General features: G+C 66.9%; 20 protein-coding genes. 7 read left to right on the forward strand and 13 right to left on the reverse strand.

What is annotated here, in order from left to right; all coding sequences use genetic code 11:
- The first annotated feature begins 6 nt into the window (after positions 1-6).
- Both cdd and ACOZ4N_RS06310 read left to right on the forward strand, forming a co-directional pair.
- Complete coding sequence (cdd, locus tag ACOZ4N_RS06305; RefSeq protein WP_424019079.1) at positions 7-396, forward strand: cytidine deaminase; 390 nt, start codon at positions 7-9, stop codon at positions 394-396.
- A gap of 2 nt (positions 397-398) precedes the next feature.
- Complete coding sequence (locus ACOZ4N_RS06310) at positions 399-1,214, forward strand: nucleoside phosphorylase (protein WP_424019080.1); 816 nt, start codon at positions 399-401, stop codon at positions 1,212-1,214.
- A 39-nt stretch (positions 1,215-1,253) separates the two neighbouring features.
- Here ACOZ4N_RS06310 and ACOZ4N_RS06315 read toward each other — a convergent pair whose 3' ends face one another.
- The 6 genes from ACOZ4N_RS06315 to ACOZ4N_RS06340 form a co-directional block, all read right to left on the reverse strand.
- Complete coding sequence (locus ACOZ4N_RS06315) at positions 1,254-3,479, reverse strand: alkaline phosphatase D family protein (RefSeq protein ID WP_424019081.1); 2,226 nt, start codon at positions 3,477-3,479, stop codon at positions 1,254-1,256.
- 404 nt (positions 3,480-3,883) lie between these two features.
- Positions 3,884-4,861: a twin-arginine translocation signal domain-containing protein gene (locus ACOZ4N_RS06320; protein ID WP_424019082.1), complete on the reverse strand. Its 978-nt coding sequence runs from the start codon at positions 4,859-4,861 to the stop codon at positions 3,884-3,886.
- Between the two features lie 181 nt (positions 4,862-5,042).
- Entirely contained in the window at positions 5,043-5,678 is a 636-nt protein-coding gene (locus ACOZ4N_RS06325) for a rhomboid family intramembrane serine protease (protein WP_424019083.1), read from the reverse strand.
- 58 nt (positions 5,679-5,736) lie between these two features.
- Positions 5,737-5,952, reverse strand: a complete 216-nt coding sequence (locus ACOZ4N_RS06330) for a hypothetical protein (RefSeq protein ID WP_424019084.1) — start codon at positions 5,950-5,952, stop codon at positions 5,737-5,739.
- 50 nt (positions 5,953-6,002) lie between these two features.
- Positions 6,003-7,166, reverse strand: coding sequence for an NAD(P)/FAD-dependent oxidoreductase (locus tag ACOZ4N_RS06335; protein WP_424019085.1), 1,164 nt, complete (start codon positions 7,164-7,166; stop codon positions 6,003-6,005).
- Positions 7,167-7,356: 190 nt separating this feature from the next.
- Complete coding sequence (locus ACOZ4N_RS06340; protein ID WP_092687071.1) at positions 7,357-7,890, reverse strand: Rrf2 family transcriptional regulator; 534 nt, start codon at positions 7,888-7,890, stop codon at positions 7,357-7,359.
- 157 nt (positions 7,891-8,047) lie between these two features.
- Here ACOZ4N_RS06340 and ACOZ4N_RS06345 point away from each other — a divergent pair, with 157 nt between their 5' ends.
- The 5 genes from ACOZ4N_RS06345 to ACOZ4N_RS06365 all read left to right on the forward strand — a co-directional run bounded on the left by ACOZ4N_RS06345 (position 8,048) and on the right by ACOZ4N_RS06365 (position 12,352).
- Positions 8,048-8,965 carry an NAD-dependent epimerase/dehydratase family protein gene (locus ACOZ4N_RS06345; protein ID WP_424019086.1) on the forward strand — a complete coding sequence of 306 codons (918 nt, stop codon included), beginning with the start codon at positions 8,048-8,050 and terminating at the stop codon, positions 8,963-8,965.
- 30 nt (positions 8,966-8,995) lie between these two features.
- Entirely contained in the window at positions 8,996-9,916 is a 921-nt protein-coding gene (rocF, locus tag ACOZ4N_RS06350; RefSeq protein WP_424019087.1) for an arginase, read from the forward strand.
- 93 nt (positions 9,917-10,009) lie between these two features.
- Positions 10,010-10,564, forward strand: coding sequence for a metal-dependent hydrolase (locus tag ACOZ4N_RS06355; protein ID WP_424019088.1), 555 nt, complete (start codon positions 10,010-10,012; stop codon positions 10,562-10,564).
- A gap of 54 nt (positions 10,565-10,618) precedes the next feature.
- Positions 10,619-11,518, forward strand: a complete 900-nt coding sequence (locus ACOZ4N_RS06360; RefSeq protein WP_424019089.1) for a phosphatase PAP2 family protein — start codon at positions 10,619-10,621, stop codon at positions 11,516-11,518.
- 42 nt (positions 11,519-11,560) lie between these two features.
- Positions 11,561-12,352 carry a cyclase family protein gene (locus ACOZ4N_RS06365; protein WP_424019090.1) on the forward strand — a complete coding sequence of 264 codons (792 nt, stop codon included), beginning with the start codon at positions 11,561-11,563 and terminating at the stop codon, positions 12,350-12,352.
- 12 nt (positions 12,353-12,364) lie between these two features.
- Here ACOZ4N_RS06365 and ACOZ4N_RS06370 read toward each other — a convergent pair whose 3' ends face one another.
- The 7 genes from ACOZ4N_RS06370 to ACOZ4N_RS06400 form a co-directional block, all read right to left on the reverse strand.
- Entirely contained in the window at positions 12,365-13,192 is an 828-nt protein-coding gene (locus ACOZ4N_RS06370) for a hypothetical protein (protein WP_424019091.1), read from the reverse strand.
- Positions 13,193-13,194: 2 nt separating this feature from the next.
- Positions 13,195-14,442, reverse strand: coding sequence for a PQQ-binding-like beta-propeller repeat protein (locus ACOZ4N_RS06375; RefSeq protein ID WP_424019092.1), 1,248 nt, complete (start codon positions 14,440-14,442; stop codon positions 13,195-13,197).
- A 50-nt stretch (positions 14,443-14,492) separates the two neighbouring features.
- Complete coding sequence (locus ACOZ4N_RS06380) at positions 14,493-15,089, reverse strand: DJ-1/PfpI family protein (protein WP_424019093.1); 597 nt, start codon at positions 15,087-15,089, stop codon at positions 14,493-14,495.
- Positions 15,090-15,179: 90 nt separating this feature from the next.
- Positions 15,180-15,965 (reverse strand): HAD-IIA family hydrolase, encoded by a 786-nt coding sequence (locus ACOZ4N_RS06385; protein ID WP_424019094.1) that lies wholly within the window; start codon positions 15,963-15,965, stop codon positions 15,180-15,182.
- Between the two features lie 65 nt (positions 15,966-16,030).
- Positions 16,031-17,422: an ATP-binding protein gene (locus tag ACOZ4N_RS06390; protein ID WP_424019095.1), complete on the reverse strand. Its 1,392-nt coding sequence runs from the start codon at positions 17,420-17,422 to the stop codon at positions 16,031-16,033.
- Positions 17,423-17,533: 111 nt separating this feature from the next.
- Positions 17,534-18,943, reverse strand: coding sequence for a hypothetical protein (locus ACOZ4N_RS06395; protein ID WP_424019096.1), 1,410 nt, complete (start codon positions 18,941-18,943; stop codon positions 17,534-17,536).
- Positions 18,944-18,945: 2 nt separating this feature from the next.
- Entirely contained in the window at positions 18,946-19,689 is a 744-nt protein-coding gene (locus ACOZ4N_RS06400; RefSeq protein WP_424019097.1) for an ABC transporter ATP-binding protein, read from the reverse strand.
- Between the last annotated feature and the right edge of the window lie 114 nt (positions 19,690-19,803).

Here is a 19,803-nt window from a genome sequence, read left to right on the forward strand (position 1 = left end):
CCGGCCATGGAGGATCTGGTCGAGCGTGCGCGGTCCGCGCAGGACGACGCTCACGTCCCGTACTCGGAGTATCGGGTCGGGGCCGCGCTCCGGACCGCGGACGGCACCGTCTTCACCGGGTGTAACATCGAGAACGCCAACTACAGCAACAGTCTGCACGCCGAGGAGCTGGCCGTCGGGAAGGCGGTCGAGGCCGGCCACCGCGAGTTCGACCGCCTCGCGGTCTCGTCGAGCGAACGCGACGGCGTGACCCCCTGTGGGATGTGCCGACAGACGCTCGTGGAGTTCTGCCACGACGACCTCGTCGTGGTCTGTGACGAGGGCGACGCGACGCCCGAGTACCGACTGGGCGACCTCTTGCCCGACGCCATCAGCGCAGAGACGCTGGGGAAGTGAGGATGGACAGCGAAGACCCCAACGACGGCGAGCAGTACCACCTCGAAGTCGGCCCCGGAGACGTGGCCGAGACCGTCCTGCTCCCCGGCAATCCCGAGCGCGTCCCGAAGGTCACCGACGCGTGGGACCACAGCGAGGTGAGAGCCGAACATCGCGAGTACCGCACGGCGACCGGTGCCTACGACGGCACGCCGATCTCGGTCACCTCGACGGGGATCGGCAGTCCCTCGGCGGCCATCGCAGTCGAAGAACTCGCTCGCGTGGGTGCGGACACGCTGATCCGCGTCGGCTCCTGCGGTGCGATTCGCGAGGACGCGGCCGTCGGCGACCTCGTCATCACTCGCGGCGCGGTCCGGCAGGAGGGGACCAGCGACGAGTACGTCCGCGAGGACTACCCCGCCGTCGCGGATCACGCCGTGGTCGCCGCCCTCGTCGCCGCCGCAGAGCGCCTCGGCTACGACTACCACGTCGGCCTGACCTGCTCGACGGATTCGTTCTACGCGGGCCAGGGTCGCCCCGGCTTCGAGGACTTCGAGGCTCGCGGAAGCGAGGGGCTGGTCGAGGAGTTGCGCGCGGCGAACGTCCTGAACTTCGAGATGGAGGCCAGCGCCATCCTGACGCTGGCGAACGTCTACGGCCTGCGCGCGGGCGCGGTCTGTTCTGTCTACGCCAACCGCGTCACTGGCGAGTTCCGGACCGAGGGCGAGCGGCGGGCCGCCGAGACCGCGAGTCTCGCGACGCACCTGCTGGCGAAGATGGACGAGCGGGTCGCCGAATCGGGCGCGGGCGAGTGGCACGCGGGGCTGGGAATCGAGTGAAAAGAAGGGGGTTCGGGGGGCAGACCGGAGCGACGCCGGTCAGTTGATGCCCTCGTACAGCGTCACCACGTCGTCGTAGTCCAGTTTCCCGTTCTCGTTGAAGTCGTAGGCGGCCCTGTTCAGCCGAACGCTGTCGTCGTCGAAGTGCTCGAACAGCGTCTCGATGTCGTTGTAGTCGAGGCGACCGTTCCCGTTCACGTCCTCGAACAGGCCGTCGCCGTCGGGATCGCGCGGAGCGTCGCCACCGCCGACCGGCGGCGGCCCGACGACCACGACGCCCATCTCGGTAGTGGTCTGGAGGTCGGCCCCGCCCTCGTCGTTCAGGCGGCCGACCTCGACTTCGAGGTCGGTGGTGCCCGTGGCGTCCCCGCGAACGTCGAGGCTCGCGAGCGGGGTGTCCGTCCCCGCGACGACCGACTGGACGTTCTTGTCGAGGTCGGCGAACCGGAGCGTCGCCGACGAACCGTCGCTCGCGACGGTCGCTTCGGCCATGCCGAAGGCGTCGACGACCGAGGCGTCGGTGATCGTCGCCACCTCGGGGTTCGAGAGCGAGAGCGTCACCGAGCCACCGGCGAGGCCCTCGTCGAGCCAGCGAGCCGTCAGCTCCGCCGTTCCGGTCTTGCCGTTGCCGACGGCTACCGAATCGGCCAGGACCTTCGGGTGCTTGGGCTGGAGGCCCGGCTGACCGGCTTCGACCCGGAAGACTGCGTCCGTCCGCGAGGGCGCGCCGGGCTCCTCAACGTACTCGACGACCTGGAACTCCGTGGTCCACTCCTCGGGCGTGACAGTACAGCGGACGTAGCCGCGACGATTGTTGTAGTACTCGACGTTGTCGTTCTCGGTGACGACGTACCGGCCGAAGTCGTCCATGTCGGCCCCGTCGCCGCCTGAGGCGATGGACGTGCCGACGAACTCCGCCCCGACGGGTTCGTCGGAGCCGGATTTGGCGCTGATCAGATTGTTCGCCCAGTGGGAGTGGAAGTCACCGGTGATGACGACTGGGTTGTTGGCGTCCTCCTCGAATGCCCGCTTTACCTGGCGCTGTTCGGGGACGTAGCCGTCCCACTGCTCGGTCCGGTACCCTTCCTTCGGCCCCATTTTGAAGTCCATCTTCGCGAAAGGCAGCTGATTGGCGAGGACGTTCCAGGTATTGTCGGACTCCGCGAGGTTGCCCAGGAGCCAGTCTTCCTGTGCGTCGCCGAGGATGGTACGGTCCTCCTCGAACCGCTCCTCGCAGTCGACCTTGTTGAACACGTCGTCACAGGCCTGGTCGGAGCGGTACAGTCGCGTGTCGAGGACGTTGAAGTCGATCAGGTCGCCGAACTCGTAGTACCGGTAGAGCTTCTGGCTCGGGCCGTCGGGTTTCTGGGCCATCCGGAACGGCTGGTGCTCGTAGTACGCTTTGAACGCCGCCGCCCGGCGCTCGACGAACTCCTCGGTACTCTGTTCGTCGGGGTCCTGGGGCACGTCGCCGGCCCAGTTGTTGTCGACCTCGTGGTCGTCCCGCGTGACCAGCCACGGGGCACTGGCGTGTGCCGCCTGCATGTCGGGATCGGTGTTGTAGAGAGCGTAGCGCAGGCGGTAGGTCTCGAGGTCGGTGGTTTCCTTCTTGTACTCCTGGGGGAGCTGGCGGTTCCGAGGCGTCTGGGTCCCGTCGATGCCGTACTCGTAGATGTAGTCGCCGAGGTGGACGATCAGATCGAGTTCGTCCTCGGCTATGTCGCCGTAGGCCGTGAAGTAGCCGTCGGCCCACCGGTTACAGGAGGCGAATCCGAACCGGAACTCGTCGACGGAACTACCGGGTTCTGGGGCGGTCTTGGTCCGACCGACGGGACTCGTCTCGCCCCGGCACTCGAACTGGTAGTAGTACTCCGTGTCGGGCTGGAGGCCGTCGGCGTCGACGTGGACGGTGTGGGCGTGTTCGGGTTTGGCCGTCGCGGTTCCCGACGAGACCACGTTCGACATGGCCTCGTCGGACGCGACTTTCCAGTTCACCTCGAAGGGCTCGTTCGGCATCGCGCCGTCGGCTTCTAGCGGATTCGGTGCGAGTCGCGTCCAGAGAATCACCGAGTTCGGGAGCGGGTCGCCGGACTTGACACCCAGCGAGTACGGATCGGTCTCGAACTCGCCGTCTTCTGTCACCTGTGCCGACGCGCCGCCGGACAGGCCGACCACGGCCGCCAGCGAAACGCCACCGGTTCGCTGCAGGAATTTTCGTCTGTTGTGCGCCGTCGGGTCGATGTCTGGGAGATTCTTGGGCTCCACACCCGCCGTTCCGCCCGAACCCCGACTTAAATTTTATAATTTTGATATATTCAACTGGATTCGACAGGTGTCCGATTGGTATCGACTCGGCGTGATACGTCGGACACATGTCTCTCGTGACCGGGACGAGCAGTGTCGTTCGATAGTGACGACTACTTGTGCTATGGAACGGTGGGGAGATATCGGTTCGCCGTTGGTCGGTTTCGACCCTGCTTTCGCGACGGTGTACCAGTCGGTCGTCACTCGCGTCGCCGACGACGGTCACGACCGCCAGTATCGCACGAATCAGACCGCTAGCGGATGCTCGAAGGTGACAGACTGCGCGAAGGTGACGGTCGGTGACGGCGGGACAGCCGTCCCGTTCGACGGGTGGCTACCGCGTCGATGGTCCCTCGGTGTGGGGCTCAGACGAACCGACAGCCGCGGTCGGTGTCGGTGGTGAAGACGTTGACCGAGACGCCGTCTTCGAGCCGCATCCAGCAGGGATGGCGGGCCGCTGGGTTGTAGAGGTCGTAGCTATCCCACCAGGTGGCGGGATCCTTGTCGAAGGCGGCGGCCTGATACTTGTCGGACCCCCCGTCGACGATGCCGATTCCACCGATTGCGTCGTGGGGTTCCGACCTGTCGGAAAGTTCCTGTTCCCCGGGCCCGAACCGGCTCCCGACGGACTGGTCCCGACCCTCGTGTTGCATGGTGACGATCTGGTCCTGTGACTCGAAGTTGATCCCGACCGGCCCGTAATTTTCTCCGTTCCGCCGGACGGCGATCGGGACGTAGAACGTCGAGACCGCGCCGTCCTCACGGCCGGTCTGGTCGAGGCCGGCGAACTGGGTGGGCTCCAGTTCGACGCTGTCGCCGGCTTCCCAGACGTGCCCGTAATCTTCACCCGTTGAAGTTGAGGTACCGACGTCCTCTGCGAACGGCACTGCGAACACGTATTTCCCGTCGCCAGAGACCTCGATCTGGGAGAAGCGGTCGCCGTCGCCTTCCGGCGTGTCGTACTGCGCCTCGGCGTTCTGAGGGAGGTACTGGGCACCGTAAGCGAGCGGACCTCTGCTGGCACTGACACTTTCCAGGGCGTACTCCTCGACACCGATTACCACCGACCCCCAACTGCTCGTGATCTCCCCGGAAACCGTGGCACCACTCTTGTTGGCGTAGCCGTCCCAGGGCTCGGAGACCACCACCGGGTCGACAGTCCAGTCGAAGTCGATATCGAACGCCGTCTCGGAGTTTATCGGGATGATCTCGATCTGGAATAGCTTGTCCGTGAGCGCCGCTGTGGCAGGCTGACTGGCGACACTGATACCAGCCCCCACCGCGAGCGTCGCACCTGTTCCTCTGAGAAACTGGCGTCGACTCGAAGACCTGTTATCTGCCATGCCATCGCCGGCTTGACCGGGGTTTTGTAAATTCTTTGTGTATACGATACGAATTGATGCAATCAAAATTATTAATGAAATTAATTTCGGGCGTCGGGGCATCGAACGAGTAGCGATGGCGGGACGGAGCCGACGGGCACGGTGCCCTCACCACGACATCCGTCGGTGGTCCCGCTGTGTACTACCACGACAACACGAGTCGGTCGTCGCTCGCGTGCCCGACGACGACGAACGCGGCCTCCAGCATGCCGCCGAAGCAAAACGCCAGCAGGTGCCCGAAGTGAGCGACCCAGGCCCCGTGGAGGGCGACGGCGACGATCAGCAACACCAGGAAGAACGGGAGGAACAGGCCGACCATGATCGTTAGCAGCCACTCCATCGACGCGTTCTGCATGGCGTCGCCGACGGTCCTGACGATCAGCACGCCGATGATGGCGAAGGCGATCCCGCTGGACCCGACTACGGGACCGGACCCGACGTGGTAGACGAAACTCGCCAGCGCGTCGGCCCCGACGACGACGGCGAGGACGTGTTTGTCGCTCGTCAACAGCGTCAGGACGACCCCGAGCGGAACCAGGACGAGCATGTTCCCCCGGTAGTGGTCGAGGCTCGCGTGGAAGAACTGATTCGAGAGGTGAACGAGCGGGTTGAACGGACTCGGCGACGGGCCGAACACGTCCGCCATCCGGACGCCGTTGGTCACGAGTACCCACCCGACGCCGGCGATCAGGAAGATGGTGAACGGAAATTTGCGTTTGAACAGGGACAGGAACGGAATCTCGGGGAGCGTCCCGGACAGATTCGGTCGACGAGGCACGAACGCCAGCAACTTCACGGACGGATGACAAAAAGGTAGCGTCACCGACGCGTTCGGCTCAGGCCGCTTTCCGCTCGTAGTGCCAGCGAGCGACGTGGACGAAGGCGAATCCGAAGGCGAGGCCGGTCGCAGTCGGGAGCCCGCGGACGACCGCCTCGCTCACCGTGGCCGTCGAATCGAAGACCAGCAGTTCCAGTGGGACGACGGTGGCCAGCGAGAGCACAAAAACGAGCGGTGCGTTCCGGGCGGCCTCGCGAGGGGTCCACGCGTCCATGGCGGCGCGTGATCGCCCGAACGTCTTAGTATTGTTTGGTCAACAGGAGTTTACATATCGGGCCAGGCCTTCATCGCGCGGCCCGGGCCGGTGATCGAGGAGATCCAGCGCGCGGCGATTGCCTTCTTCAGGTTGCGCGCGAGGAAGCCGCCGAAGGTCTCCATCGGCATGAACATCACGTCGTGGGCGACGGCGTCCTCGCCCACGGAGATGGCGGTCCCCTTGCTCTTGAACGTCCAGTCGTCCAGCGGCTGGCCGCGCATGGCGCGGGCCATGTTCTTGCCCACGTGGTCGGCGGCCTCCCAGGCGGCCTCGGCCGTCGGCGGCGCGGGGTTCTCGCCGGGCTGGTCGATGAGGGCACAGTCACCGATGGCGAAGACGCGCTCGTCCTCGGTCTGGAAGTTCATGCCCGTGTTGATGCGGTGGTTGCGCTCGTCCTGTTCGAGGTCCACGTCCGCGACGGCGTCCTGGCCCGTGATGCCGCCGGTCCAGAGCAACACGTCGTAGTCGAGTTCGGTCTCGTCGCCGATGTAGACCGTCTCCTCGTCGACTTCCCCGATGAACTCGCCGGTCATGATGTTCACGTCCAGCGCCTCCAGGCGCTTCCGCAGGGCACCCTGCACTTCGGGGTCGTTGCCCGGGAAGATCTCGTCGAGGCCCTCGACGAGGTGGATGTCGATGGGGGCGCGGTGGTCGTCGCGGAACTCCGCGATCTCGCCGGCGCTCTGGATGCCCGACAGGCCGGCACCGCCGACGACGACCTGTGCGGGGTCGGACTGGGACGCCTCCCGAGCGGCCTCCTTCACGTCCTCGTGGATGCCGAGCGCGTCGTCGAGGCCCTTCAGCGTGTGGGCGTGTTGTTCGAGGCCGTCGATGCCGAAGAAGGCGGTCTGGGAACCCAGCGCGACCAGCAGGTAGTCGTAGTCGACTTCGGAGTCGTCGGCCAGCTCGACGGTGCGGTCGTCCGTGTGGATGTCCTCGACCTCGCTCTGGACGAAGCGCGTGCTGGGGGACTTGATATCCTCGACGGGAATGGTGATCTTCTCCTGAATGCTCGGGTCCCGGATACAGCGGTGAGATTCGTGGAGAACGAGGTGGTAGTCGACGTCGGAGATCCAGGTGATGTCCGCGTCGCTTCCCACTTCCGATTCGAGACTCTTGATCGCGCCCGCACCGGCGTAGCCGGAGCCGAGCACGACGACGTCGTCGGTCATACCCGGACCTCGGGAGTCACCCGATACAAAGGCTTTGAAATCGCCATCGCCATGTCGTCAGTTTTTATAGGTGCGCCCGTTTCGGTGACTGGGGTTTGACCGACTAGCGGCGACGACTGCCGGGATTTCGACGGCTGGACGGACGGCTTGGAGATCGAAGAAATAGCGAGGATTACTGGACGAACGGAACTTACTTCTCGACTTCGCCGACGGGGGCCTTCATGTCGTCGATAGTGAGGATGAGGATGTTGCTCGTGTCGTCTTTCCCTTCGATGGTGCCGATGATGCGGAGCTTCGACAGCGGTGTCGGACCGACGGTGATCGTGTCGCCCTCGTGGAACTCCGAGATCGACCCCTGGAGTTTGATCTCGGCGCGGCACTCCTCGGGGTGGTGGACGCTGGTGAGGTCGATCTCCTCGACGTTGGCGCTGGGGACCGCTTCGCCGTTGTGCTTGAGCGGCACGTCCGCCGCCTCGTCCATGTTCTGGACCTGGAGTGCCTCGTACGCGTTGGAAGTCGGCTTGTAGCCACCTTTCGGCCCGGGTACACCCTCGACCAGCTGGAGGGCCTTGAGACTCTGCATCTGGTTCCGTATGGTGCCGGGATTGCGGTCGACCTGTTCGGCGATATCCTCGCCTTTGACGGCGCTCTCGGACTGTCGGTGGAGATTGACCAGCTCCTGAAGGATGTTCTTCTGGCTCGGCGTGAGTTCGATTGATGACATGAGAGGACGTTCGTTGTAGCTTTCCATAAACCCGGCGGATAAACGAGTGCTTGCGGACGTGTCCGGAAACCGAGGGACGACGGGCTCACCGACGCCGATCAGTGTCAGATATTCCGGGGAACGACACACATTTGATGGTCGACTAAGATGTCCAGATATGCAGGACAAACGCGTACTCGTCACTGGGGGTGCAGGGTTCATCGGCTCGAATCTCGCGAACCACCTTGCCGACGACAACGAGGTCATCGCGCTCGACGACGGCTATCTCGGAACGCCCGAGAACCTGGACGCGTCCGTCGAATTCGTCGACGCCAGCGTCCTCGACGACGACCTGCCCGTCGACGTGGACGTGGTCTTTCACCTCGCCGCGCTCTCCTCGCTCCAGATGCACGAGGACGACCCACAGCGGGGTGCCCGCGTCAACATCGAGGGGTTCGTCAACACCGTCGAGCAGGCGCGCAAGGCTGGCTGTGAGACGGTCGTCTACGCGACGACCTCCTCGATCTACGGCAGTCGAACCGAGCCCTCGCCGGAAGACATGCCCGTGAGCGTGAACACCGGGTACGAGGCCTCCAAACTCGGCCGCGAGCGCTACGGGGAGTACTTCGCCAACTACCACGACATGAACATGGCGGGTCTGCGCTTTTTCTCGGTCTATCAGGGCTACGGTGGCGCGGAGGAACACAAGGGCGAGTACGCCAACGTCATCGCGCAGTTCGCCGACGACATGGCCAGCGGCGAATCGCCAGTGCTGTACGGCGACGGCGAGCAAACCCGGGACTTCACGCACGTGGACGACATCGTGCGGGGCATCGAACTGACCGCCGATCACGAACTCACCGGCATCTACAACCTCGGCACCGGCGAGGCGTACTCGTTCAACACCGTCGTCGAGATGCTCAACGACGAACTGGGGACCGACATCGACCCGGAGTACGTCGAGAACCCCATCCCCGAGGACGTGTACGTCCACGACACCTGCGCGGACTACTCGAAGATCAACGACGCGACGGGCTGGGAACCACAGATCTCCTTCGAGGAAGGAATCGCGCAGGTGTGTGCACAGTACCAGTAGTTTTGTAGATCCGCGAGAGTGGTCGAGGTGATGGATCGGAACGTGCGGATCATCGGCGTCCCGATGGACCTCGGGGCGGACCGACGTGGCGTCGACATGGGGCCCTCGGCCATCCGGTACGCCGGTCTGGCCGGGGAGATCGAGGGGCTGGACGTGGCCTGCACCGACTGGGGTGACGTACACGTCCCGCGCCCCGAGGAGACCGATCCCGACAGCGGTGCCCCGGCGTCGGGCGACGCGAAGTTCCTCGGCGAGACCGAGACCGTCTGTACTCGGCTCGCTCACGAGGTCGACGACGCCGTCGCCGACGGTGACTTCCCGCTGATACTGGGCGGTGACCACTCCATCGCCATCGGCACCGCGGGCGGCGTCTCACGCGAGGCCGAGACGGGCATCGTCTGGTTCGACGCTCACGGTGACTTCAACACGCCCGCGACGACGCCCAGCGGGAACGTCCACGGGATGAGCCTCGCCGCCATCCTCGGGAAGGGATCGTTCGCCGACACCGACTGGGCCCCCGCGCCCAACGTCGCCGAGGAGAACGTCGCCCTCGTTGGGCTCCGGAGCATCGACGAGGCCGAACGGCCGAACATCCGGGATAGCGACGTGACCGCGTACACGATGACCGACATCGACGCCCGCGGCGTCACCGAAGTGGTCTCGGAGGCACTCGACATCGCCACCGACGGCACCGACGGCGTCCACGTCAGTCTCGACCTGGACTGGCTCGACCCCACCGAAGCGCCCGGCGTCGGGACTCCCGAACGCGGCGGCGTCTCCTACCGCGAGGCCCACGCCGCCATGGAGATCATCGCCGAACGCGCCGCCGACCCCGGCCGACTGGCGAGCATGGAACTCGTCGAAGTCAACCCCATCCTCGATCAACACAACCAGACCGCCGAACTCGCCGTCGAACTCGCCACGAGCGCGCTCGGGAAGGTTATTCTGTAAGGTCCCACGGTCGTACCCTGGCAGGGAATCGGGCCGCGGCGACTTGCAAATGCAGGCCGTCCCTGTATCCGAACCGGCCCCATAGCCGCCTGCATGGTCGACGTGATGGGACACCTGGCGATGGGACTGCTGTGGGCTGCTCCGGCGTGGTTCCTCTGGAGTCGGCGGGTGAGCCTCACCTTCGTCGGGATCGCGGTCGTCGCGGCCCCGCTTCTCGATATGGACCTCTGGATCGAGAAACTCGCGCCGGCGCTGATCCACCACCACGGGATCACCCACACAGTGGTCTTCGTCGTGGCCCTGAGCCTGGCGGTGGGTGGAATCGTCGCGGCGACGCAACGTCGACCGCTCGACCGCTGGCTGTGGAGCGAACGGGCCACGACGCCGGGCGTGGTGATGTTCACCGTGACGGCGTTCATGATCGGCGGCTTCAGCCACCTGTTCGCCGATATTCTCTCGGCACCGGACATCGCCCAACCCCTCGAACCGTTCTGGCCCGTCTACCCCGAACCCGTGATCGTGGACCTCATCTGGTACAATTCGCCCCTCTGGAACGCGGGACTGCTAGCCGTCACCGTTTTACTCCACCTGTTCCTTGCACTGATCGTCGATCCGTTCGATCACCAATACCGTATCACCGATGTGTAGGCACAGTTCGGATTTCGTCGGTCGAACCGCTATCGCCCCGTCCGGCGCGTAGCCGTGTTCCCGATTGGACGCGGTGTCGGCGTCACGGAGGTCCTGCACGGGCAGGCAGAGATAGCCGTCGTCACGCTGTTCGCCCTGCTCACACAGCTGGGCGACGTGTGGTTTCTGTTCGTCCTCGGCGGTGGACTGTACGTCGGCGGGAGCGCGATCCCACGCTCGGCTGTCGACCGCCCCCGCGGACTGTTCGTCTTCGCACTCGTGGTGACCTACGTCGTGGTGGTCGGCACGCTCAAACCGATGTTCGGGTTCCCGCGACCGCCCGGGGCCAGCGAGGCCCCCGCAGTCGGATGGCTCCCGCCGATACTGGCCGCGGTGTTCGAGAACATCACCACCGCTTCGAGTTCCGGGTTCCCGAGCGGGCACGCGCTCGGCAGTACGATGGTCTGGGGTGGACTGGCGCTCGTTCTCGACGGAGTACGCGACCGCGTACGGATCGGACTCGCCGCAGTCGTCGTCACGGTCGTCGCGACATCGCGGCTCGTCCTCGGTGTCCACTATCTCGTGGACGTGATCGCCGGCGTCGGACTCGGACTGGCGATACTCGCCGCGTGCTACTGGCTCGCCGACGGCGGGACCGCGCCCGGCCGGGTCCTCGTCGTCGGAGTGGTAGTCGGGATCGTCGGGCTGTTCGTCGACGGCCACCCCGAGAGCGCGGCCGCAGTCGGGGCGGCCGTCGGCGCGTGGCTGGTCTGGTACGCCGTCGCCGACGCGATTCCGACGCTCGCCTCGACTCGCCGGGAGGTGATCGTGGGGAGCGTCGTGTTGGTGGTCGTGGGCGGACTCGGCGGCGTTCTCTACGTGTTCGGCCCGTCGGTCCCGGTCGCGTTCGTCGGTGCCGTTGTCGCCGGTGGGGGTATCGTCGCTGCACCGCTGGTCGGCGAACGAGTCGCCTGATGCCGGGAAAAGTCCTTGTCGTCGGTGTCCGACGTGGCTCGCATGGACTTCGCCAGCAAGCGACTGATCGACCTGAGCGTCGGCCTCGAACCGGGCGTCGCGAGCGAACCCTACCCGCCCGAGATCGACTACATGGATCACGAGGCGGGCGCGGCCAGTCTCGCCGGCAACCTCCAGGCACTGGGCCACGACGTGGCGGGCGAGGAGTTCCCCGACGGACAGGGGCTCGCGTGGGAGGAGATCACGGCGATCCCCCACGCCGGGACCCACCTCGACGCGCCCTGGCACTACGGCCCCGAATGTGACGGCGAACCGGCCAAGACCATCGACGAGATTCCGCTGGAGTGGTGCTGTGGCAACGCCGTGATCCTCGATTTCACCGATCTCGACGCGGGTGCAGAGATCACGCCGGATATGATCGACGACCGACTCGACGACCTCGGTCACGACCTCTCGGCCGGCGAACTCGTCTTCATCGAGACGGGCGCGGACGAGTTGTGGGGCCAGGCCGAGTACCTGACTGAGTTCCCCGGAATGGGCGCAGCGGCGACGAAACACCTCGTCGAGCAGGGGGTGAAAGTCGTCGGCACCGACGCCTACGGCTTCGACAAGCCCTTCGACGAGATGGGGCGGCGGTACGTCGAGACAGGCGACGAATCCGAACTCTGGCCCGCCCACTTCGCGGGTCGTGAGGTCGAGTACTGCCAGATCGAGAAGATGGCCAACCTCGACGAGTTGCCCCGCCGGACCGACGTGCCGGTCGTCACCTTCCCCGTGAAGATAGAGGACGCGAGCGCCGGGTGGGTGCGCCCCGTGGCGATGGTAGAAGCGTGAGTCGGCGGCGGGTCAGACGGAGCCTGCATCGGCGGCGACCCCGTCGCCGTCGTCGCTCGGTTCGGTCCAGAACGCCAGCGTGGTCATCGTGCCGACCTGCGGGACCCCGACCAGCACCGTCGCCAGTCCGCCGCCGAAGAAACCGATCTGCCGCGACAGACCGAACACAGCCAGCAGCAGGATGAAAAAGGTCAGCGAGATACCGTAGCCACCCATGCGTCGCCAGCTCGTCCGGACCGCGGTCGTGATCGACTCGCCGCGCACGACCAGCGGGAACGCGACGAACAGGCGCACGGCGACGAACAGGGTCAGGACGAACGCCGGGACGACGAGGATGGGGGCCACCAGGACGAGCGCCACGACGGGAACCAGCGTCAGCCCGAACCCGACCACGTAGCCGACCGCGCGTGCGGCGGACGCCCCGTCGAGCGCCCGGAGCCCCGGACGGAGCCCGCCCTCGTACATCCCGGCGACGGCGACCGCGCCGGCCAGCGCGGTGGTTCCGGTCGTCACGAGCGCGAACAGGCCGCGCTCGGCGAGCCAGCGGAGTTCGAGCCCCCAGAGGGCGACAGGCGGCGTCGTCACGCGGCGCTGTTCGACCGGCAGATACGGGAGCTGCAGATCGACGCCGGTCCCGGTGAGTGATTCCGTCGTCGTGACCGGCACCGGGTCGGCGAGCATCGCCTGCTCGACGCCGACGATCACGAGGCCGGCGAGGAGGAAGGGGACGAACAGCGCCGGTCGGCTCAGGAAGACACTCGTCGCGTGGGTGAACGCCCTGGTGACGCCGCCCCCGCCGGCCTCGTCCCGTGCCGACATCCCGGGAACGCGATAGGGCACGGTCAGGCACCTCCGAACGCGGTGAGAGCGTCGCCGTCCGCGAGGTAGAACCGACCGTCACCGGGGGCAGGCTGGGAGATGATCGCGTCGCGCTCGATCCGCCACAGTCGTTCGCCAGTCGCGGCGTCGAACGCGTCCAGGTCGTGGTCGCCGGGTTGGACGACCACGCCACCGGCGACGACCGGACCGTCCGTGTTCGGACCGACCATCGAGAGTGGGGCGTCCCACAGTCGCTCGCCGGTCTCGGGGTCCAGCGCGACGAGCCCGTCGCTGCCGTCGTCGAGGACGCCAGTCCCGGCGGCGTAGACGGCATCCGACGTTACGGCGGGTGGTGTGAAGAACTGTCCGTGGTCGCCCGACCGCGGCCCGGTCGTCCAGAGACGGTTTCCGCCGTCGGCGTCCATCGCGACCAGCCCGGTTTCGTGACCGACGTACACCCGCCCGTCGGCGACGACGGGGGGAAGATCCGGCCTGATGTCGGGGACGGACTCGCTCCATCGCACAGTCCCGTCCTCGACCGCCAGTTCCCGAACCCCGTCGAAGGTGACGGCGTAGACCCCGCCATCGGCGACCGACGGAGTGCTCGTGTACTGTCGGGGCTCCGACCAGCGGATCGACCCGGAACTGGCGTCTATCGCCACGATGCCGTCCTCGGGGGCGTACACCGTACCGTCGGCGGCGACCGCCGGTGATTGCCACCCACTGCCGAGGTTCAACGACGAGACTGCCGAGTTGTTCGGCTGTTGTCCCGTGGACCAGCGCTGTGCCAGCCCGCTCCCGTCGGTCAGCGGCAGGTCGGGACCACCGCCGATCCCGACCGCCCGGAGTCCGTACTCCGTCGCCGCGACGAGACTCGGCGTCACGTAGGCCCGTGCCGACGCGACCGCTGGTGTCGAGAGAAACGGTTTCGCGTCGTCGTCGGGATCGAGTCGAAAGATTCGGTCGCCGGAGTCAGCGTCGAACGCGGTCAGCGACCGGCGCGCAACGAACACGCGCCCGTCGTGGAGGATCGGTGCGGGCGTCCGGAGTCCGCCCACGTCGTCGAACTCGTAGCGCCAGCGCTCGGTCGGTCTCGCTCGTGGCACGCTGGCGTCCGGGGCGTGTGCGGTCCCGGCGGGGTCGTGGCGGTACATCGGCCAGTCGGGACCGTCGGTGCCGTCGGCACTGGCGACGAGGGCTCCAGCACCGAGTCCGAGGGCACCGACGCCCGACAGGAAGGTGCGTCTGGAGAGTGGAGGGCGGCGTGTCACGCGGGCCGGTTCTCACGCCATCGTGGACAACCTTGTGGTTCAGTGACCAGTCAGTCGTCCGCCGGCGCGACCGGTTCCCCGTGTTCGATGTCGGTGCCCAGCATGTCGAGGAACTCCGAGAGCCACTCGACGTGGTCGCTCCAGTCCTGTCCGGTGACGAGGTTCCGGTCCCGAGTCACCCCGTCGACCCACGAACAGCCCGCGGCCTCGACCTCGGCCCGCACCGCGGGATAGCTGGTCATCCCGTAGCCGTCGAGTACGTCCGCAGCGGCGAGAATCTGGGGGCCGTGACAGAGCGCCCCGACGGGTTTGCCGGCCTCGAAGAAGTGCTGGACCGTCTCGATGACTTCCTCGTGTGTGCGCAGGTACTCCGGCGCGCGCCCGCCGGGGACGACCAGCGCGTCGTAGTCGGCGGGGTCGATGGCGGCCATCGTCTCCGTCACCGCGAAGTCGTGCCCCCGGGCTTCCATGTAGGTCTGGTCGCCCCGGAAGTCGTGGATCGCCGTCTTGCACGTGTCGCCCGCCTCCTTGTCCGGACAGACCGCGTCGACCTCGTGGCCGACTGCCTGGAGCGCCTGGAACGGCACCATCGTCTCGTAGTCCTCCCCGAAGTCGCCGACGATCATCAGGATCTGCTTGCCAGTCATGGTGAATCCGTGTTCGGCTGGAACACGAGGTGTGCTAACGGACGGCACAGACATAAAGCTAGCCGGCAATGAGGACGGTCGGGAACGTCCTCAGCCCAGCAGGTCGGGCACGTCGCCGATGGTATCGAGAACGTGGTCGGGCGTCACGTCGGCGTCGGCCACGTCGTCGCGGTCGGCGGCCCCGGTCAGCACGAGGGCGGTCGTCATCCCGGCGCGTTCGCCCATCGCGATGTCGGTGTCGAGGCGGTCGCCGACGAGCAGGCACTCGCCGGGCGAGACGCCGAGGGCCTCCCTGACGGCGTCGATGGCTTCCGGCGAGGGCTTGCCCATCACGCGGTCCGGCTCGCGGTCGGCGACGGCCGCGACGGCGCCGATGATCGCCCCCGAACCCGGGACCGAGCGGCCGCCCGAGGCCGGGACGGTCCGGTCGGGGTCCGAGCCGACGAAGACCGTCGTCGGGTCGGCCAGCGCGCGGAGGCCGTCGGTCATGTCGTCGTAGTCGAATTCGCGGTCCCAGGAGGCGACGACCACGTCGGCGGCGGTCGGGTCGTCGATCAGGGTGACACCGGCGGCGGCCAGCTGGTCGCGCAGGCCCGGCGATCCGATCAGAAAGCAGTCGTCGCCGGCGTGTTCGGCGACGAGGTAGTCGGTGGTGACTGTCCCGGCCGAGAGGACCTCGTGTTCGTCGATTTCGACACCCATACCGGCGAGTCGGTCGACGTACTCGGTGCGGGTCTTGGTGGGGTTGTTCGAGCAACAGCACAGCGAGATATCGCGGGCCCGGATCGCGTCGACCGTCTCGGCCGCGCCGGGGAGGAGTTCGTTGCCACGGTAGACCGTCCCGTCGAGATCGAGCACCACGCCGCGGTATGTCATCGTCCCGGATCACGGACGGAATCGGCATAACGACCGCGGTCCGGAGCGGGCCGCCGGAGGGCGACTCAGGTCGGGTCGACGCCGGTCACGTCGAAGCGCGCGCCACCGTCCTGGCTCTCGCCGACGTCGACCGTCCACCCGTGGGCGTCGGCGATCTGCTCGACGATAGCCAGGCCGAACCCGGTGCCGTCACCGGCGGTCGAGAAACCGGTCTCGAACACCGTCTCGTAATCGTCTTCCGGGATGCCCGTCCCGTCGTCGGCGACGTAGAAGGCGATGGACGCCTCGTCCTCGCCGGTGCCGTCCGCGAACGTGCCGACCCGTACCGTGTCGGCGTTGCCGTGGGTGATGGCGTTGCGAAACAGGTTGCTCAGGAGTTCCTGCAGGCGCGCGTCGTCGGCCATGATCTCCGCGTCCGTCTCCACCACGAGGTCCGTGCCCTCCGCGTCGACGTACGGCCACACCTTCTTGGCGGCCGTCCCGATGGTCGTCGCCACGGGGTCGTCGACGGTGTCGCCCTGCCGTGCCAGCGTCAGCACGTCCTCGATGAGTCGCTCCATCCGGTCGTGAGAGCGCTGGATGGCGTCGAGTTCGTCCGGGTTCTCGTCGAACTCCTCGGCCAGCAGTTTCGCGTTCATCGTCGCGATGTCGAGCGGGCCCTGGAGGTCGTGTGAGACCATGCTCGCGAAGCGGTCGAGCCGCTCGTTTTTCCGCTTGAGTTCCCGAGCGCGCTCGGTCCGCTCGGTCACGTCCCGGGCGATCAACTGGAAGGTGTCACGTTCGGTCCGGATGTCGACCGGGACGACGATGTTGTGGAAGTGCCGACCGTCGAGTTCGCTCTCGAAGGTCCGGGACTCGCCGGTTTCGAGGACCGCCTGCCCCGCGGTGAGCCACGACTCGCCCGTCTCGGGGAACTGCTCGGTGAGCGACGCTCCCCGGAGCGCGTCACGGTCGACACCCGCGAGGTCCGCCATGGCGGGGTTGGCCGCCACGATCTCCCCGTCGCGTTCGACCTGTGCGACCACGTCGGGGGTGTTGTCGACGAGCAGTTCGTAGCGCTGCTGGGTCCGTTGCTGGTCGACAGCGCTCGTGATCCGGTTGGCCAGTTGCTGGTACTGCTGGTCCTCGACGACTTCGAGTTTGAGGATGTAGTCGTCGACCCCCGCGGAGATGGCCTCGCTGGCGATCTCCTCGGTTCCCCGGCCGGTCAGCAGGATGAACGGCACGTCGCCGTGTTCGGCCCGGACCATCTCCATCAGCTCCAGTCCGTTCGGGCCGGGCATCTCGTAGTCGCTGACGATGCAGTCGATCTCGGCGTCGGCCAGCACGCCCATCGCCTCGTCGGCACCGGTCGCCCAGTGTGACTCCATCCCGTGGTCCTCCGAGAGGGTTTCGGCAGTCATCTCTGCGAAGAACTCGCTGTCGTCGACGACCAGGACACGAATGTCGTCACTCACGGCTCCGGTCCTCCGTGAGGGAACGACACACACAGCGCGAGACGACGGACGGACTGGCCATACGTACTACTCACAACAAATTCGCCCACTGTCAAATATCCTCGGGCGATTTTAGCCCCGAAGCCGCCGCTCCCACCGGGGTCCGGCCCGTCGCTGGAGGGCGATGCCGACGACGGCGGCGACCGCCGCGAGCGCGACCGCGGCGACGGTCGCCCCCGGCCCGAACGCTGGTTCGATCAGCGCCGCCACGAGCAGGGGCATCGCGACGACCGACAGCGCCGCGCCGAAGGCCAGAAAGCGCGGCGTGTCGAACAGCAGTTCCGTCGGCGAGAGTCCAGCGACGAAGGCCGTCACGCCGAAGACGTACACCGAGAGCAGGGGGAGGACGGCGAGGCCGGGAACCAGCGCGACCGGGTCGTACCAGACCGCCGCGATGGCGAGGTAGATCAGGCCCGCCGGCACCGAGAGCAGGAGATACGCCCGCCGTTTCGCCGCGAAGACGGTCGCCACCGACACCGGGTACCGCAGGTACTCGTCGGCGCTGTCGAACTGCGTCACCCAGCTGTAGGTGGTGAACGATCCCAGCCCGAGCAAGGTCCCGAAGGCCACGCCCGGCGAGGGCTGGAGCCCCGTGGCGGCCGTGATCTGTCTCAGGAGCAGTGCCGTCACCGCGAACAGGACGCCCATGGAGAACAGGACCTTCCAGACCGACCCGCTGGAGCGACTCACCTCCAGCAGGGCCCGCGTCGTCAACCCCTCGTCGTCCCGGAGCCACGATCCGAGGGTCGTGAACCGCTCGCTGGCGGTCCGATAGGCTCCGCTGTCGGCCGGCCGGAACAGGACGGGACCCAGGACGCCGAAGACCGCGACCGGCGTGAATCCGCGGACCGCCGCGAGCGTCGAGGGCTCCCGGTACAGCGCGTACGGCGTGTACGCCAGCGCGTCGATGTCCGGCCAGAGAAGGGCGGCAACCACGAGCCCGACCGGGACCACCACCAGCCAGCGACTCCGGGTCGCCGCGCCGGCCAGCGTCAGCGAGAGCGTCACACCCAGTGCGAACGCCCCGATCAGCGTCAACCAGAGCAGTGCGATCCGACCGGGGGCGATACCCGCGTCGAGCGCCGTCGGAACCGCGGCGACGCCGATAGGAGCGATGAAGAAGCCGGTGTAGTAGACCAGGTCCTTCCAGAGGAACACGGCGAGCAGGCGATTCCACGACACCGGGAGCGTCCGGGCCGAGAACACGAGCAGTGTCACGTCGCCCAGCGCGTCGCGCAGGGCGTCCCGGCCCACGAGACCGATGGTGCCGACCTGGAGGCCGAAGAAAAAGAGCAGGCCGTGCAGGCCGGCGACGATCGCGCTGAAGTCCGTGCCAGTATAGGAGAGCAGTGCGAATCCGCCGGCCGAGAGGACGGCGACGGCGGCGGGGAAGGCGGCGAACCGCCGGCCGCCAAAGAGGTGTTCGTGGAGTCGCCACTCCTCGCGAAGCATCCGCCGGAACAGGTCGGTCGTGAGCGACATCGTCAGTGCTGGGCCGGCCCGGCCGGCGTATCGGCGTCGGCGGTCTCCACTTCCGTCCGGAACACGTCGAGCAGGCGCTCGCCGTCGTCCAGTTCGCGCGGGTCACGCTCGGCGACGAGCCGGCCGTCGCTGACGATGGCGACATGCGTGCAGAGTTCCTCGGCCACCTCGATGAAGTGCGTCGAGAGAAAGACCGTGTTCCCGCGCTCGACGTACTCCCGGAAGTGGCCCTTGATCTGTTCCTGCATCAGCGGATCGAGATTGACCAGTGGCTCGTCGATGAACACGAGGTCGGGTTCGTGGACGAACGCGGCCGCGAGCATGACTCGCTGGCGTTCCCCCTCCGAGAGATCCGTCGAGAGCGTATCGAGCAGGCCGGCGAACTCGAAGCGCTCGGCCCACTCGTCGATACGAGCGGTCACGTCGTCGAGGTCCCGGACGCTCCCGACGAACTCCAGATACTCCCGGGGCGTCAGAAAGCTCGGCGGGTCCTCGCGCTCGGGGAGGATGCCCACCGACCGCCGGACCGCGAGGGGGTCGGCCACGGGGTCGTGACCCAGAACCGAGGCCGTGCCGGAGGTGGGTTCGAGCTGACCGGTCAGGATCTCGATGGTGGTGGTCTTGCCCGACCCGTTCGGGCCGAGCAGGGCGAACAGTTCGCCGTCGGGGACGGTCAGTGAGAGGTCGACCAGCGCTTCCACGTCGCCGTAGCGCTTGGTCAACTCGTCCGTCTCGATGGCGGTCATCCCCCGAGTGGTGTCGGGCCAGCGAGAAAAGGATTGCCGGGGCTTCAACCACTGAACTTCAACGACCCCATATCCGACGCTAAAGGGTTAGGCCGGTCGTGGGCACACCAGTTC

The organism is Halorientalis pallida (genome assembly GCF_049605515.1).
GTDB classification, from domain to species: domain Archaea; phylum Halobacteriota; class Halobacteria; order Halobacteriales; family Haloarculaceae; genus Halorientalis; species Halorientalis pallida_A.